This window comes from Acinetobacter sp. CAU_H_60 (assembly GCF_058599385.1).
The window spans coordinates 2,412,893-2,428,185 of sequence record NZ_CM178653.1 but is presented as its reverse complement, the minus strand read 5'-3'; the positions used below and the strand labels follow the sequence as shown (position 1 = coordinate 2,428,185).

Here is a 15,293-nt window from a genome sequence, read left to right as displayed (position 1 = left end):
GATTAAAGTCCTAATCTGGATAAATCATAGACTCTAGGGTTTTATTAACAGGAGGCCAGATGTTCGATCCGGATATGTCCCATTTTATTCAAGACAATACGTTGCTGAGATGCAAGGTGAGTAGAACAATAATAAAAGCTGCCATTCGATCCAATCGGTAAAGCCGTCTGGGCTTGATAAGTTACGTTCGGCATACTTAAAGCGCCTCGCCAACTCAAGTTACCGTATTTAAGATTAAGTTGTTCAATGTGTAAAATTTGTTCGTCATTGTCAACTTGACGATTACGGTTTTTATCAATAAATACCAGTAAATTTTTATTCCATTGGTTTGCTTGGCAAGTTAATGAATCCTGACTGGGACAAATCACAATATTCTGGTGAAACACAGCTGCCTGGCTGCGTGCATAACGATTGGTTGCTGTAAGTTTCATCGGAATATTTTTAGCTTCCTGCTTGGATAGATAATCATGAAAGTAAGGCAAGGCAATTGTGACCCCAATTGCGATAAGGGCAATACAGATAATTAACTCAACAATAGTGAACGCTCTTGTTATCTTTTTATACATAGAGTTACCTGATTTATATATTATTTTTATTTGAAACATGCTATTAATTGTGCGTTTTTTATGCTTAATTGAGCGAGTAAGCAATGCCTTACTCAAAATTCAAAAAGGCGCTTAAAAATAAATTGGCAATGACAATAGGCGATTCACAACAAAAAATTGAGTAAAAAATTACTGAATTACAACGGAAATTGTAAGTAATTTTGTCAATAATTTACTTGATTAGATTAATCAAGCACTTGGAAAAATAATAAAGTGTTTGTATGATGCGCAGTGAATAGCTTAAAAATAACACTGGGGTAAAAAAAGCCTATCTCAGAATGGCCTATTAGAAGGCTTGAGCTTGAACAACAATTGTTATCTCTGGAGGATAAATCCATGAAAATGAGTCGTATTGCTTTAGCAATGCTTGTAGCTGCTCCTTTTGCTGCTGCAAACGCAGGCGTAACTGTTACTCCATTAATGTTAGGTTATACTTGGCAAGACACCCAACACAACAATGGCGGTAATGACGGTGAATTATTAGCACCAACTCAAGGTGAAATTCAAGACGATTTATTCGTTGGTGCTGCGATCGGTGTTGAATTAACTCCATGGTTAGGTTTTGAAGCTGAATATAGCCAGGTGAAAGGCGATGTAGATTATGCAGCTCCTGGTGCAGAATACAAAGGCCAGAACATTGCAGGTAACTTCTATGCAACTTCTGATGTGTTCACTGGCAACTATGACAGCAAAATCAAGCCATATGCATTGTTAGGTGCTGGTCATTACAAATATAAATTTGATGATGTGCCGCGTGGTGGACGTGGTGATGAAGAAGAAGGTACACTAGGTAATGCTGGTATCGGTGCATTCTGGCACATCAACGATGCTTTAGCGCTACGTACTGAAGCTCGTGGTACTTACCACTTCGACGAAAAATTCTGGAACTATACAGCACTTGCTGGTCTTAACGTAGTTCTAGGTGGCCGTTTGAAACCAGCTGCTGACGTTGTAGAAGTTGCTCCAGTTGAGCCAGTTGCTCCAGTTGCTCCAGCTCCACAAGAGTTGACTGAAGACCTGAACATGGAACTTCGTGTGTTCTTTGATACGAATAAATCAAACATCAAAGACCAATACAAACCAGAAATCGCGAAAGTTGCTGAGAAGCTAGTTGAATATCCAAACGCAACTGCTCGTATCGAAGGTCACACAGACAGCACTGGTCCACGTGCATTGAACGAACGTTTATCTCTAGCTCGTGCTAACTCTGTTAAATCTGCACTTGTTAACGAATACAACGTAGATGCATCTCGTTTGTCTACTCAAGGTTTCGCTTGGGATCAACCGATTGCTGACAACAACACTAAAGAAGGTCGTGCTATGAACCGTCGTGTATTCGCGACAATCACTGGTAGCCGTACTGTTCTAGCTGAACAACCAGTTGCAGACCAACCAGCTGCTCAATAATTCGTTATTGAACACTGATTAAAAAAAAGCGACTCTTTGAGTCGCTTTTTTTATGGCTGTTTTTTGCATACACTTGCTGCTCGAAACTGATTTTGAGTTAAAGCATGAGCATAGAACTCCCTCAAGACTTACAAAGTCTGGAAGCTAATAGTGGTATTTATGCGATCTGGATGATTTTTCATCATTATGGAATGGATCTGCATATTCCTGATTTAGTGCAATTGACACAGCATAATAATGAGATGGGAGCTTCAAGTATTGCGCTCGCTGTTGCACTTAAAACACTAGGGCTCGATGTTGAATTTTTTACAGAAACTGATCCTGATAAACAGCCCCTTGAAATCCAGTTTTATCAAAAAGCCCAAGAACTCAAAATGCCTGTTCATGAATATCCACTTTCTTATACAGATATTCAAAAATCAGTGGATAAAGGCCATTTTGTAATCGTGTTCTACGACACGCTTGAAGGGGTGGGGAACCATTCATTAATTTATGAAATCAATGAAAAAGAGATCAGTTTCTTTGATAGTTTTAATGCTATGTCTAAAGAAGTTTTCGAACAGCAGCGCCGAGTAGAAGGTATTTGTCAGCAAGTCATCGTGATTGATGATCGTAATTTTGTCATGCGTCATAGCTGATTTCAGAATATAAAAAAGCAGCTAGTTGAGCTGCTTTTTTAATAAAGGTGAGAACTTAGTCTTTTTCAATATTCATCGGTCGAACATCCATCTCCTGATAGGAAACCAGTTTGGTTTTATATTTCCACTTATAACCTAGCCAGATCACCAGGAATAATAAAATACCGATATAAGTAGAAAGGACAGCCAACCACTCACCATCTAGAACAGCTTGATAATTCTGACCTAGAACGACAATTGAGCAAAGGATGAAGGCAAACCAAGGCGCGAACGGGAAGAATTTAGCTCTATAGGCCAGACCTTCTAGTTGATAGCCTTGAGCTAAATAACCTTTACGGAAGCGGTAATGTGAGATCGCAATCCCGAGCCAGACAATGAAGCCACACATACCTGACATATTCAGCAACCAGTTAAACACTTCCTGCTCGCCAAAGAATGTGGTCAAGAAGCATAATGCTGCAATCGCCGTGGTCGCATACAGGGCATTCATCGGTACGCCACGTGGATCCAGATGGGCAAACAGCTTAGGCGCACTGCCTTTACGCGCCATATCGAATAGCATACGGGTCGAAGAATACATGCCTGAGTTACCCGCAGACAGAATCGCAGTCAGAATGACCGCATTCATCATGCTGGCTGCAAAAGCAAAACCCGCTTTCTCATACAATAAGGTGAATGGAGAAAGGGCAACATCTTCTGTTGCAGCTGCCTGTAATAGACGTGGATCATTATAGGCAACCAATGTCCCGATAATGAAAATACACACGATATAGAACAGCAGGATTCGCCAGAAGATCTGCTTGATTGCGACTGGAATGGTTTTTTGCGGATCTTTAGATTCACCAGCGGCTACACCAACCATCTCGGTTCCCTGGAATGAGAATCCGGCAATCATGGCAACACCAATCAAGGCTTGGAAACCGCCTACAAAAGGTGCTTCACCCACGCTCCAGTTTGCAAATGCCGAAGCACCCGGTGTGAGCATGATCTTGGCAATCATCCAGATTCCGATGATGATAAAGGCAATAATTGCCAGTACTTTCACCAATGAGAAGAAGAATTCTGACTCACCAAAACCTTTTACGGTGAGAGCGTTAATCCCAAAGATCACAGCGAGGAAGATCGCACTCCAGTAAAAGCCCGGAATATCAGGAAACCAGAATTTCATAATAAACTGTACGGCAACCAGTTCAAAGGCAACGGTAATCGCCCAGTTGTACCAGTAGTTCCAGCCTAAAGCGAAACCGAAACCACCTTCGACATATTTGGTACCGTAGGTAAAGAATGCGCCCGAGGTCGGATTATGAGTCGCAAGTTCTCCCAGACTGGTCATCAAGAAATAAATCATTACGCCAATCAGGGCATAGGCGAGGAGTGCGCCCCCCGGGCCTGCGCTGGCAATGGTCGCACCTGAGGCCAGGAATAAACCTGTACCGATAGACCCGCCAATCGCGATCATATTGAGATGACGAGCACCAAGCTTACGCTGCAGCTGCACGCTGTTCTGAGTTTCGCTCATCATGATTCCTTAGCATTTTTTTGAGTGCTGGCAAAGAGCACTTTAAAACCTTGTTGATCAGTTTTGACTGTACATTGGCCAAAACTTTGTTCAATTAAAATTGGATAATTTAAGAAGCGGTTTGCCACAATCCACAATTCACCGCCAGACTTAAGGTGGCGACGCGAAGTTTTGCATAAAGTTTCGCTGGCCGCATAGTTGGTCTGGATTCCCTGATGGAAAGGGGGATTGCTGACAATGGCATGTAAAAAAAGCGGTGCATCTTCAATACCTGATACAGCTTTAATTTCCAGCTGCTGAGGACTGAGCTGATTTTTCTCAAATGTCATTCGGGTAGAAGCCAAGGCAAAGGCATCTACGTCCAGAGCAAAAATACGGTTCTCAGGATTCAGTTTAGCTAAATAAGCACTGATCACACCTGCGCCACAGCCAAAGTCGGCAATCTTGCCTGAGGTCACTTGAGATAAATAGGGTAAGAACACCGCTGTTCCTACATCCAGATGATCCTGACTGAATACACCTGGAAGTGCACAAATCTGCAAATCACCTTTTGGTGTGGCCACTGTATAGGTCTGTGCCCAATCTGCCAACGCTTTTGCTTCGACCGTGCAGTCTAGAGTCAATTGCCACAATTGGCAATGTCGTGCGCTGTCGAGCTTGATGAGTTTACCATAAGCCTGTAGCTGCTTTGCCGCACGCTCTACACCACCTTTCTTTTCACCCACCAGAAAAACACTGCTGCCTTGTTTTAATCGGGCTGCAATATTGTGAATCAGATAATTCAATAATTCTTTTGATTTAGGTACGAAAATAACCGCCTGATCAAATTCCTGATCAGGAAATTCTGCGCCGAAATGAACCTGGGCCTGCTGTGACTGGAAATATTGAAAATCATTATAATTCCATGTCCAAACAAAGGGCTGGATAGATTCACCACATTCAGCAAGAAGCTCATCGGTCGGTGCATTCACCAGCAATACGCGACCAGACAAATAATCATATTGTCTTAATAAAACTTCGCTTTTAGGATCCATAGATCTCTCTCCAATAGAAAAAACACTGTCCGAGTCCAACTCAGACAGTGTTCTTTGGACATGAAATTACTTCTTTACTTCAGGAAGTACAATATTCAATATGAGGGCTGCAATACCGCCTGTCGCAACACCTGAGCTAAAGATGTTACGGAATAATTCAGGAAGATGTTCCAGAATCTGAGGTACCTGCGCAACACCCAGGCCAAGTGCAAGCGAGATTGCAATGATCAGCAGGGCACGACGGTCTAAGTGAATACCAGACAGGATATTAATCCCAGATGCAGCGACTGCACCGAACATCACCATCACTGCGCCACCAAGCACAGCTTGAGGGACGGCTTGAATCACACCTGCTACTGCTGGAAGTAAACCCAAAATCACAAGCAGAGCAGCAATCCAGATACCGACATAACGGCTGGCGACACCAGTCAATTGAATCACACCATTGTTTTGCGCAAATACAGAACTTGGGAAAGTATTAAATAAGCCTGCAAGTAGGGAGTTAGCACCATTTACCAATACACCACCTTTAATGCGATTCATCCAGGTTTGACCATCGACTGGCTGATTCGATAATTTTGATGTTGCGGTAATATCACCAATCGCTTCTAGTGAAGTCACCAGGTAAATGAATGCCATTGGAATGAATAAGCTCCATGAGAAGCTTAAACCAAAATGCATTGGGGTTGGAATCTGAACCAGAGGTGCATCTTTTAAACCATCAAAGTTGAGATGACCCATAAAGCCGGCAAGGATATAACCCACAACCAGTGCAATCAGAATTGCTGAGCTTTTTACCCAGGTAATACGCACACGGTTCAGTAGAATAATCAGTGCCAGAACGGTACATGACATGATCAGGTTATCTGCATTGGCGAAAGTTTTGTCACTCATGGCTTGATAACCACCACCCATGCTGATCAAACCTTCTTTGATCAAGGTTAAACCAATCAATAGAACTACAATACCCGTTACTAATGGAGTAATCAGTTTCTTCACCCATGGCAAAATGCGTGACACGCCCATTTCAATAAATGAACCTGCAATCACTACACCAAAGATCGAAGCCATCACCGCTTCTACAGGCGTGCCTGCGGCGACCATCGCTGAACCGATCCCGATGATTGGGCCAATAAAGTTGAAACTTGTACCCTGAACAATCAGCAAGCCTGCACCAAAGGGACCCACTTTCTTGGATTGTAAGAAAGTTGCAATACCAGAGATCACCAAAGACATGGACAAGATCATGTTGGTGTCTTCTTTAGACACACCCAATGCCAGACAGATCAGTAAACCTGGCGTTACAATTGGGACAATAATGGCCAATAAATGCTGGAATGCGGCTAAAAATGCGATAAACGGTTTAGGACGATCTTCAAGGCCGTAGACAAGGTCAAGTTGATCTTTAGAAGGAGGAGATTGATTAAAATCAGACATGTGTCAATGCAAATTAAGGCTGGGTGGCGCTATTCTAATCGAGTTACACGTCATTACAAAAGTAATTGGAAAAAAAATTGACGCTCTCTACAAACAGTCACTGTCAAAAGTTTGTATTTTTCTGTATAATTTGCCCTCAAATTTAAAGCGTATCGAATTTACATGTCAGATATTAAAACTCTCCGTAACATTGCCATCATCGCGCACGTCGACCATGGTAAAACGACTCTTGTAGACAAACTTTTACAGCAATCAGGTGCTCTTGGCGATCGCGCAGGCGAGATCGAACGTGTCATGGATTCGGGCGCTATTGAAAGTGAACGTGGTATTACCATTCTTGCAAAAAACACTGCAATTAAATGGTTAGACAAACGTACTGATACTGAATACCGTATCAACATCGTGGACACCCCGGGACACGCCGACTTCGGTGGTGAAGTTGAACGTGTAATGTCGATGGTTGACTGTGTACTTCTTCTTGTAGACTCACAAGAAGGTCCAATGCCACAAACTCGTTTCGTAACGCAAAAAGCGTTCGCACGTGGTTTGAAACCTATCGTAATTATCAACAAAGTTGATAAACCAAACGCGCGTCCTGACTGGGTCATTGACCAAGTATTCGATTTGTTCGATAACCTTGGTGGTACTGATGAACAGTTAGACTTCCCAGTGGTTTATGCTTCTGGTCTACGTGGTGTTGCGGGTCCTTCTCCTGAAGAACTTGCTGATGACATGACTCCATTGTTCCAAACAATTGTAGACATCGTTGAACCACCAAAAGTTGACGTTGACGGTCCATTCCAAATGCAAGTGTCTTCACTTGACTATAACAGCTTCGTAGGTGTTATCGGTGTTGGTCGTATTCAACGTGGTTCTGTTAAATTAAATACACCTGTTACTGTTATCGACAAAGATGGCAAAACACGTAACGGTCGTATCTTAAAAATCATGGGTTACCATGGTCTAGAGCGTATTGATGTTGAATCTGCTTCTGCTGGTGACATCGTATGTGTAACTGGTATTGATGAACTTCATATCTCTGACACAATTTGTGATCCTAAAGCAGTTGAAGCATTACCTGCACTTTCTGTAGACGAACCGACTGTATCTATGACTTTCCAAGTCAACAACTCGCCGTTTGCTGGTAAAGAAGGTAAATTCGTAACTTCACGTAACATCCGTGAACGTCTTGATCGCGAATTGATTCACAACGTAGCACTTCGTGTTGAAGATACTGACAGTCCTGACCGTTTCAAAGTGTCTGGTCGTGGTGAACTTCACCTTTCAGTATTAATTGAAAACATGCGTCGTGAAGGTTTCGAAATGGGCGTATCACGTCCACAAGTAATCATCAAAGAAATTGATGGTGAAAAACAAGAACCTTATGAAAACGTTACATTTGACGTTGAAGAACAGCATCAAGGTGCTGTAATGGAACAAATGGGTCACCGTAAAGGCGAAATGACCAATATGGAAGTTGACGGTAAAGGCCGTATCCGTATTGAAGCAACTGTACCTTCACGTGGCTTGATTGGTTTCCGTTCTGAATTCCTGACTATGACTTCAGGTACTGGTATCATGACTTCAAGCTTCTCGCACTATGGTCCGATGAAGCAAGGTACTGTTGCTAAACGTCAAAATGGTGTGTTGATCTCTATGGTTCAAGGTACTTGCTTGGGCTATGCATTGTTCAGCTTACAAGACCGTGGTCGTCTATTCGCTAAACCACAGTTAGAAGTTTATGAAGGTATGATCGTAGGGATTAACTCTCGTTCAGACGACATGACTGTTAACCCAACTAAAGCGAAACAGTTAACAAACGTACGTGCTTCTGGTACTGATGATGCGTTGACTCTTGTTCCAAACATTGAGTTCACACTTGAGCAAGCGCTTGAATTCATCGAAGATGACGAACTTGTTGAAGTAACACCGAAGTCAATCCGTATCCGTAAACGTTACTTGACTGAAAACGAACGTAAACGTCACCGTAACGACTAATCTTTAGTTTTTCGGTTCAATAAGAAACCGTAATCTTTTCGGAGGTTACGGTTTTTTTTATGGATGAAAGGTGATGCTTAAAGTTACTCAAATCTAGTAAATTAGATAAAAATGCTGGCAATGAAATAATGTATAATCCATCACAAAATTTCAAAACAAACATTGTGGAGTCTTTATGAGTATTATTCAAGAATTTAAAGAATTTGCGGTAAAAGGCAATGTCATGGATCTCGCAGTGGGTGTGATCATTGGCGGTGCTTTCGGTAAAATTATCGATTCTCTGGTGAAAGACATCATCATGCCTGTCGTGAGCTGGATCTTGGGTGGTGATGTTGATTACTCTAACTGGTTTGTCGTGTTAGGTGATAATCCAAATAATGTGACCAATTTGGCTGCAGCACAGGCAGCAGGTCTGAATGTCTTTGCTTATGGTAATTTCCTGACCATTCTCATTAACTTCCTGTTATTGGCATGGGTGGTGTTCTGGTTGGTGAAACTGATGAACAAACTACGCCGTGATAAAGCAGAAGAAGCAGCGCCTGAACCTGAAGCGACTCCGGAAGATATCGAATTACTGCGTGAAATTCGTGACGAGCTAAAAAAACGTCCTGAAGCTTAAGCTTTTGGAGTAAATAAAAAAACGGCGTATAAGCGCCGTTTTTTTATTTTCTGACCTCTCCCTAACCCTCTCCTGAGAGGAGAGGGAACCCTAAAGGAATTAAAAATCCATCCGAAACTTAATTTCCACTAAATGAAAACCGAACTGACTTTTGACTGGGCCATGCAGAACATGTTCTGCAGCAGTAAAGACCAGTTTATCAATCACTGGAACAAGTTGGCCTTTTTTTACTTCGCCGAGTTCACCGCCACGTTTGGCTGAATTGCAGGTTGAATATTGTTTGGCGATCTTAGAAAAATCTGCACCAGCTAGAATCTTCTTTTTAAGCTGTTCCGCAGTATCTTTATCCTTCACCAGAATATGACGGACAATCGCAGTCTTCATGATTTCTTACCTCGTACAGCAGCCACACGCTTAGGTGAAAGCTTTACCTTTTTTAGCGGCTGGCATTCAGGACAATAGACGGATGCGCGTTGGCCGAGTTTGATATTTTCCAGTGTCGTTTCGCAGTTCACGCACATTTCGCCTGCACGGCCATAAGCCAGCAGCGTCTGCTGGAAATAACCATTTTCTCCCATGGCATTGGTATAGTCGCGTAAGGTAGAACCACCTAAGTCAATCGCCTGTTTTAAAATACGCTTGATCTCAACCACCAGTTTTTCAATCTGTTCGAAACTTAAACTTGAGGCTGACTGTGCTGGATGAATGCCCATATTGAACAGGCTTTCAGTTGCATAGATATTGCCTACGCCGACCACGACATGGTTATCCATGATTGCAACTTTGGTGCCAACATTTTTATTTTTTAGTTTTTCAAATAGATATTCGGCATTAAAAGCATCGCTTAATGGCTCCGGCCCAAGCGTATCAATCAGTTTGCTTTGTGATTGAGCATCTAACCAGAGAATACAGCCGAAACGGCGCGGATCATGATAACGCAGCTGAATCTCTTCAAACTGAATAATCAGATGATCATGCTTGCGTAATTCTTCATTGGCTTCACACAAGCGAAAGCTGCCTGACATACCCAGATGCCAGAGCATTGTATCCTGTTCAAATTGCGCCAGAATATATTTAGAGCGACGCGTAAGCTGAATCAGGCGTTGTCCTTGCAGGCGCGCGAGATCATCAGGAATCGGCCAACGTAAACTAGGCTGACGCACTTCAACTTTTAACACTTGCTGATTAAGAAGGGGAAGGAGGCTGGTTTTGGTGGTTTCAACTTCGGGTAATTCGGGCATAACACTTAGCAGCTAATATCATGAAGCTAATATTGGGCGTTTTAAGCCTGAATGCAAGTCCTATTTGAATAGAAGTTATAGGCAGGATATTCAAAAATATTTTAACAATTGGTTAAAAAATAAACTTTAATATTAAGCAGGTTTCAGATCCGAATAATAAAAATAGGAAATATATGGGTTGATTTTTAGTATTTAACTTACTGAAAAATATAAATTATGCAGAATTTATTGTTATATAAAATATCTTTTCTTATAACTTAAAGTTTTACTAATAATAAAAAAAATGCTGCGTTTTTAAGTGAAAAGTTATGTAACGTTCTGTATCAAGTCATATAGGGCATGCATCAGGCTGCCTTTACTCTCTCCATATGTTTAGGTTTTATATGAAAAAGTTAAGTCTAGCTTTATTGCCATTGATGGCAGCCATGACCTCTGCTCAGGCTGAGTCTGCATTTGATTCTCAAGGACAGTACCTGTTAGGTGACTGGAATGGAAAACGTACTGAACTTGCTCAACAAGGCGTCAAGTTTGAAGCAAACTTGCTGACAGATACAGCTTATCTGGCTGATGGCGGACGTAATGAAGGGGCTGATCCTCTAACTTCTGCACAGTTATGGTTGGGTACACAGTTAGACATGGAAAAACTGGCTGGCTGGGATGGCGTAACTGTTCGTGCAGTTGCGACTGCACGTCAGGGACAAAGTACATCGGTACGTGATTTACAAGTATCTCAATCAGTACCGCATATGGCTAATGTGCAAGGGACATTTGGCCGTGGTAACCAGGACAGCCGTTTAACCGAACTTTCAATTGAAAAGAACTATAAGGATCAAGGACTGAGTATTAAAGCTGGTCGTCTGGGTCTCGGTATGGACTTTAACGTGATGGCCTGTGATTTTGCCAGTACAGCATTTTGTGCTGCGCAGATGGGTAAATGGCAGGGCAATATCTGGATGAATACACCGGTCGCACAATGGGGGGCACGTGTGAAACAGCAGCTAAACTCTGACGTTGCTGTACAAGTCGGTGTTTATGAATTTAATCCTGATAACGGCAATGGTACTAAAGAAGGTCAGGGCTGGAGTCTGGATACCGACAATGCTGATGGCGTGACGATTCCTGCAGAAGTAATCTGGACACCAAAATCATTAGTAAATGGTTTACCTGGCAGTTATCGTGTAGGTGGTATGTATAATACTGCTGATGATGTGGCCAACCAGAAAGACGTAGCCAATCCAACAGATGCTAAAAATCGTACTTTTGCTGGCTGGTTAGCCGTAGAGCAGCAGTTGACCTCAACCGGCAGTGGTCGTCAGGGTTTACACTCATTCGCTAACTTTACCTGGCATGATCGTGATACCAATAAAGTGGACAATTCACAACAGTTGGGTCTTAAATATATTGGTCTGGTGGATAGCCAGCCAAATGACATTTTAGGTCTAGCAGTGAACCGTGTGCATGTGAATGATCGTTTTGTTGAGTATCAAGAATCTGTTGATAATATAGCTTATGATGCGAGTGCCGAATACAATATCGAACTCAACTACAGCTATAACGCAACAAAATGGCTGATGTTACGTCCAAACCTGCAATACGTTATAAATCCGGGGTCTAGCAACCAAGTAGATAATGCATTGGTGGTAGGTTTGACTACACGAGTGATCTTCTAAAAAGAATTTAATCACGTTATAAATAAACAGGCTCATCAGAGCCTGTTTTTTATTTTTTGGTAAAAAGTTTTGAAAAGCCACTTCAAAAAAAGAGGGAATACCGCGTGTCACTACTATTTCAGCCGGTTCAGTTTGGATCATTGCAACTTAAAAATAAAATTGTGATTGCCCCGATGTGTCAGTACTCTGCAACCGAACAAGGTGAAATCACTTACTGGCATGAACAACAATGGGCCAATTATGCCTTATCCGGTGCAGGTCTTTGCATTGTGGAAGCCACCGCTGTACAGCCTGAAGGTCGCATCAGTTATGCCGATTTAGGGCTTTGGAATGACCAGCAGGCCAGTCAGATCAAAACCTTACTGCAAAAAGTCAAATCAATTTCTCCTATGCCTTTTGCCATACAGCTTGCACATGCAGGCCGTAAAGCTTCTACAGATAAACCTTGGGGCGGCAAGGGGCAGTTCGCCCCAGATCATGCACTCGGCTGGCAAACTGTCTCTGCTAGTGATATCCCTTTTCAGGACCATGAACATCCACCTAAGTCTCTAAGTGTGGATGAGATCCAACAAGTGATTCAGGATTTTGCAGCCAGTGCCAAACGAGCGGTTGAAGCAGGCTTTGAACTGATTGAACTACATGCAGCACATGGCTATTTGCTGCATCAGTTCATGTCACCGTTATCGAACCATCGTCAGGATCAATATGGCGGTTCATTTGAAAACCGTATTCGTCTGACGCTTGAAGTATTTGAAGCAATTAAAGCTGCAGTACCAGACGGTTTTCCAATTGGTGTTCGTATCTCAGCAACGGACTGGATGGATGGCGTAGAAAGTTGGGATGTAGAATCTTCAGTTGAACTATCCAAAGAACTGGAGAAGCTAGGTGCAGTCTATATTCACGTTTCGAGTGCAGGTTTACACGTCGATCAGAAAATTGATGTACATCCGAATTACCAAGTACCTTTTGCTGAAGCGATTAAAAAAGACGTGGATATTCCAGTCATTGCCGTGGGGCTGATTACCGATGCACAGCAGGCAGAAGGCATACTGGAGTATAAACAGGCTGATGCGATCGCGATTGCACGTGCCTTGCTTTATGATCCACGCTGGCCTTGGCATGCCGCAGTAACGCTGGATGAGAAAATAGCAATTTCTCCACAATATTTACGTTCTGCACCGCATGGCTTAAATCAGTTGTTTGAATCGTTTTAAGGCCATTTTTTCTTAGAAAGGCTTATAATAACGCATCTCAAACAACAGGACATTTCATATGATTATTGCGGTAATTGTGCCCATATTTTTATTATTGGCACTAGGTTACCTGAGTGTGAAATGTCAAATTCTAAAAAAAGAACAGGTTGAAATGGTAGGGACCTTTGTCATCAAAGTGGCCTTACCGTTACTGTTCTTTCAGTTTCTAGCCTCTAAAGATCTGCATGAAATCTGGTATTTTGAATACTTTGCGGTCTATACCTCTGTCACTTTATTACTTTATGGTTTCAGCTTCTGGCTGATGCGCCGTCAGTTCCGGAATACCTCTTCACATAGCGCTGTTCTATCCTTGGGGGCAGCGATGTCCAATACCGGATTGATCGGTACAGCAGTACTCACTTTATTGGTGGGACAGCATGCAATGACCTATACCTCTCTGGTGGTCATCATTGAAAGCATGATCCTGATTCCGATGGTGTTGATCCTGGCTGCACTCGGTACCCAACATCAAGCCAATCTGGGTAGTCTTGTGAAAAGTACCATTCTCATGCTGTTCAAGAACCCTTTATTTATGGGGGTGATGCTGGGTATGGCCTGTGCGATTTTTGAAATTCGCCTGCCAATTTATCTGGATCAGGTCTTTGCCATGATTGGACAGACTGCCTCACCTTTGGCGCTGTTCGCGATTGGTGGCGGAATCGTGGGCATGAGCCTGAAATATGTGAATCTGCAAAGTTTCTATTTGGTATTTTCCAGCAATATCCTGATGCCGATTCTGATGTATCTGGGTCTTAGTCGACTGACTCAGCTAAGTCAGGAAATGATTTATGCCGGGACCTTGATCGCAGCACTTCCTATGCCAACGATTTTCGGTATGTTGGGGCAGGCGTATGGCCTCAATGAGCGGACCTTAACCCCTTTATTGATGAGTACTATCGCAGGTTTCGTGGTTGCGAGCGGACTTATTACTTTGTGGTGGAGTTAAACACGCTGGCTTATAAATCTATAGCCCATAAAAAAGCTCCTGTTGGAGCTTTTTTATTTTGATCAGACCTGATCAACTTTTTTTGGCAGGTGCTTTTTTCTGCTCAGCAATCATTTTATCCACTGCTGCTAGAGATTCTCTGGCCTTAGGAATATTTTCCTGTGCCAGGGCCGCAAAGATCTTTTTCGCTTCAGGCAGGTTTTGCGCAACAATACTACCGTTGGCAAACATATTGCCAATCGCCATCAGGGCAGGGATATAGCCTTTTTTCGCCAGATCCTGAATACTGCTTAAACCTTGCTGGATCGGCTTTTCATTCTTGGTTTTAAAGCCGTTGCTGATGTCATATAAGGCTTTGGCATGAATGGCCGGCATATTACCCTTGCTAATCAGAGGCTGTAATTTTTTCAAAGCCTGCTGGTCAGAAGCTGTTGTCCCTTCAGCAAATAAAAGTATAGCCAGATCTACCGTCGCTTCATCGAAATTGGCTGCCGATGCGCGTTCCAGGTATTGTTTGGCTTTGCCCAAATCCTGCTTAAGACCTAAAGTACCACCGGTATAATTCTTGCCCAGTACATAGTTGGCCACTGGATAACCTTTACTGGCAGCTTGTTCATAAAGCTGAATAGCCTTTTTTTCATCCTTGGCAGTACCTTGGCCAGTTTGCGTTAAATAGCCTAAGTTATAGATGGCCTGTGCATTTCCCTGGCTGGCCAGTTTGCTTAAAGCATCGTAGGCACCCTTGAAATTCTTGGCATTCACCATCTCTTCAATTTTGGCAAATTGAGGATCGACTGGGGCATTTGAAGTGTTTGCGAGGGCAAATTGACTGGACACTGCAAGAATTGCAGCAAGTACTAATTTTTTCATTGTTCCGATAACCTTAATTTTTCTAACACCTAATTCCATGGTGCGATTTTTGTCGT

The 15,293-nt window shown here is 42.6% G+C and carries 14 protein-coding genes; 7 read left to right on the top strand and 7 right to left on the bottom strand.

Features of this window, described 5'->3' with window-relative positions; translation table 11 throughout:
• Window positions 1-44: 44 nt before the first annotated feature.
• Window positions 45-566: a GspH/FimT family protein gene (locus AC4MBN_RS11435; protein ID WP_419364686.1), complete on the bottom strand. Its 522-nt coding sequence runs from the start codon at window positions 564-566 to the stop codon at window positions 45-47.
• A 375-nt stretch (window positions 567-941) separates the two neighbouring features.
• Between AC4MBN_RS11435 and omp38 the strand changes: the two genes are divergently transcribed.
• Window positions 942-2,012, top strand: coding sequence for an outer membrane protein Omp38 (gene omp38 / locus AC4MBN_RS11430; RefSeq protein WP_419364684.1), 1,071 nt, complete (start codon window positions 942-944; stop codon window positions 2,010-2,012).
• Between the two features lie 104 nt (window positions 2,013-2,116).
• The gene (locus AC4MBN_RS11425) at window positions 2,117-2,650 is read left to right on the top strand and encodes a cysteine peptidase family C39 domain-containing protein (protein WP_419364682.1); all 534 of its coding nucleotides are present in this window, start codon (window positions 2,117-2,119) and stop codon (window positions 2,648-2,650) included.
• Between the two features lie 55 nt (window positions 2,651-2,705).
• Here AC4MBN_RS11425 and AC4MBN_RS11420 read toward each other — a convergent pair whose 3' ends face one another.
• The 3 genes from AC4MBN_RS11420 to AC4MBN_RS11410 all read right to left on the bottom strand — a co-directional run bounded on the left by AC4MBN_RS11420 (window position 2,706) and on the right by AC4MBN_RS11410 (window position 6,640).
• On the bottom strand, window positions 2,706-4,169 hold the full coding sequence (locus tag AC4MBN_RS11420) for an amino acid permease (protein ID WP_034171114.1): 1,464 nt from the start codon (window positions 4,167-4,169) through the stop codon (window positions 2,706-2,708).
• The gene (locus tag AC4MBN_RS11415) at window positions 4,169-5,203 is read right to left on the bottom strand and encodes a methyltransferase (RefSeq protein WP_419375228.1); all 1,035 of its coding nucleotides are present in this window, start codon (window positions 5,201-5,203) and stop codon (window positions 4,169-4,171) included. The genes AC4MBN_RS11420 and AC4MBN_RS11415 overlap by 1 nt, the downstream gene beginning before the upstream one ends.
• Before the next feature lie 66 nt (window positions 5,204-5,269).
• A complete protein-coding gene (locus AC4MBN_RS11410) occupies window positions 5,270-6,640 on the bottom strand; it encodes a uracil-xanthine permease family protein (RefSeq protein ID WP_419364676.1) in 1,371 nt (456 codons plus the stop codon).
• 162 nt (window positions 6,641-6,802) lie between these two features.
• On the opposite strand from AC4MBN_RS11410, the gene typA reads away from it, so the two are divergent.
• Complete coding sequence (gene typA, locus AC4MBN_RS11405; RefSeq protein ID WP_067731027.1) at window positions 6,803-8,638, top strand: translational GTPase TypA; 1,836 nt, start codon at window positions 6,803-6,805, stop codon at window positions 8,636-8,638.
• Window positions 8,639-8,813: 175 nt separating this feature from the next.
• Window positions 8,814-9,257: a large conductance mechanosensitive channel protein MscL gene (gene mscL / locus AC4MBN_RS11400; protein ID WP_419364674.1), complete on the top strand. Its 444-nt coding sequence runs from the start codon at window positions 8,814-8,816 to the stop codon at window positions 9,255-9,257.
• 99 nt (window positions 9,258-9,356) lie between these two features.
• On the opposite strand, the gene AC4MBN_RS11395 is transcribed toward mscL, so the two are convergent.
• Together AC4MBN_RS11395 and mutM are read right to left on the bottom strand one after the other, a co-directional pair.
• Window positions 9,357-9,641: a peptidylprolyl isomerase gene (locus tag AC4MBN_RS11395; RefSeq protein ID WP_005237136.1), complete on the bottom strand. Its 285-nt coding sequence runs from the start codon at window positions 9,639-9,641 to the stop codon at window positions 9,357-9,359.
• Window positions 9,638-10,498, bottom strand: coding sequence for a bifunctional DNA-formamidopyrimidine glycosylase/DNA-(apurinic or apyrimidinic site) lyase (mutM, locus tag AC4MBN_RS11390; RefSeq protein ID WP_491880232.1), 861 nt, complete (start codon window positions 10,496-10,498; stop codon window positions 9,638-9,640). The genes AC4MBN_RS11395 and mutM overlap by 4 nt, the downstream gene beginning before the upstream one ends.
• Window positions 10,499-10,881: 383 nt before the next feature.
• On the opposite strand from mutM, the gene AC4MBN_RS11385 reads away from it, so the two are divergent.
• The 3 genes from AC4MBN_RS11385 (at window position 10,882) to AC4MBN_RS11375 (ending at window position 14,367) form a co-directional block, all read left to right on the top strand.
• Window positions 10,882-12,168 (top strand): carbohydrate porin, encoded by a 1,287-nt coding sequence (locus tag AC4MBN_RS11385; RefSeq protein WP_491880231.1) that lies wholly within the window; start codon window positions 10,882-10,884, stop codon window positions 12,166-12,168.
• A 104-nt stretch (window positions 12,169-12,272) separates the two neighbouring features.
• Complete coding sequence (locus AC4MBN_RS11380) at window positions 12,273-13,382, top strand: NADH:flavin oxidoreductase/NADH oxidase (protein ID WP_491880230.1); 1,110 nt, start codon at window positions 12,273-12,275, stop codon at window positions 13,380-13,382.
• A gap of 58 nt (window positions 13,383-13,440) precedes the next feature.
• Window positions 13,441-14,367 (top strand): AEC family transporter, encoded by a 927-nt coding sequence (locus AC4MBN_RS11375; RefSeq protein WP_419375225.1) that lies wholly within the window; start codon window positions 13,441-13,443, stop codon window positions 14,365-14,367.
• A gap of 72 nt (window positions 14,368-14,439) precedes the next feature.
• Here the strand turns inward: AC4MBN_RS11375 and AC4MBN_RS11370 are convergent, their stop codons facing one another.
• A complete protein-coding gene (locus AC4MBN_RS11370; RefSeq protein ID WP_159123689.1) occupies window positions 14,440-15,237 on the bottom strand; it encodes a tetratricopeptide repeat protein in 798 nt (265 codons plus the stop codon).
• Window positions 15,238-15,293: the final 56 nt, after the last annotated feature.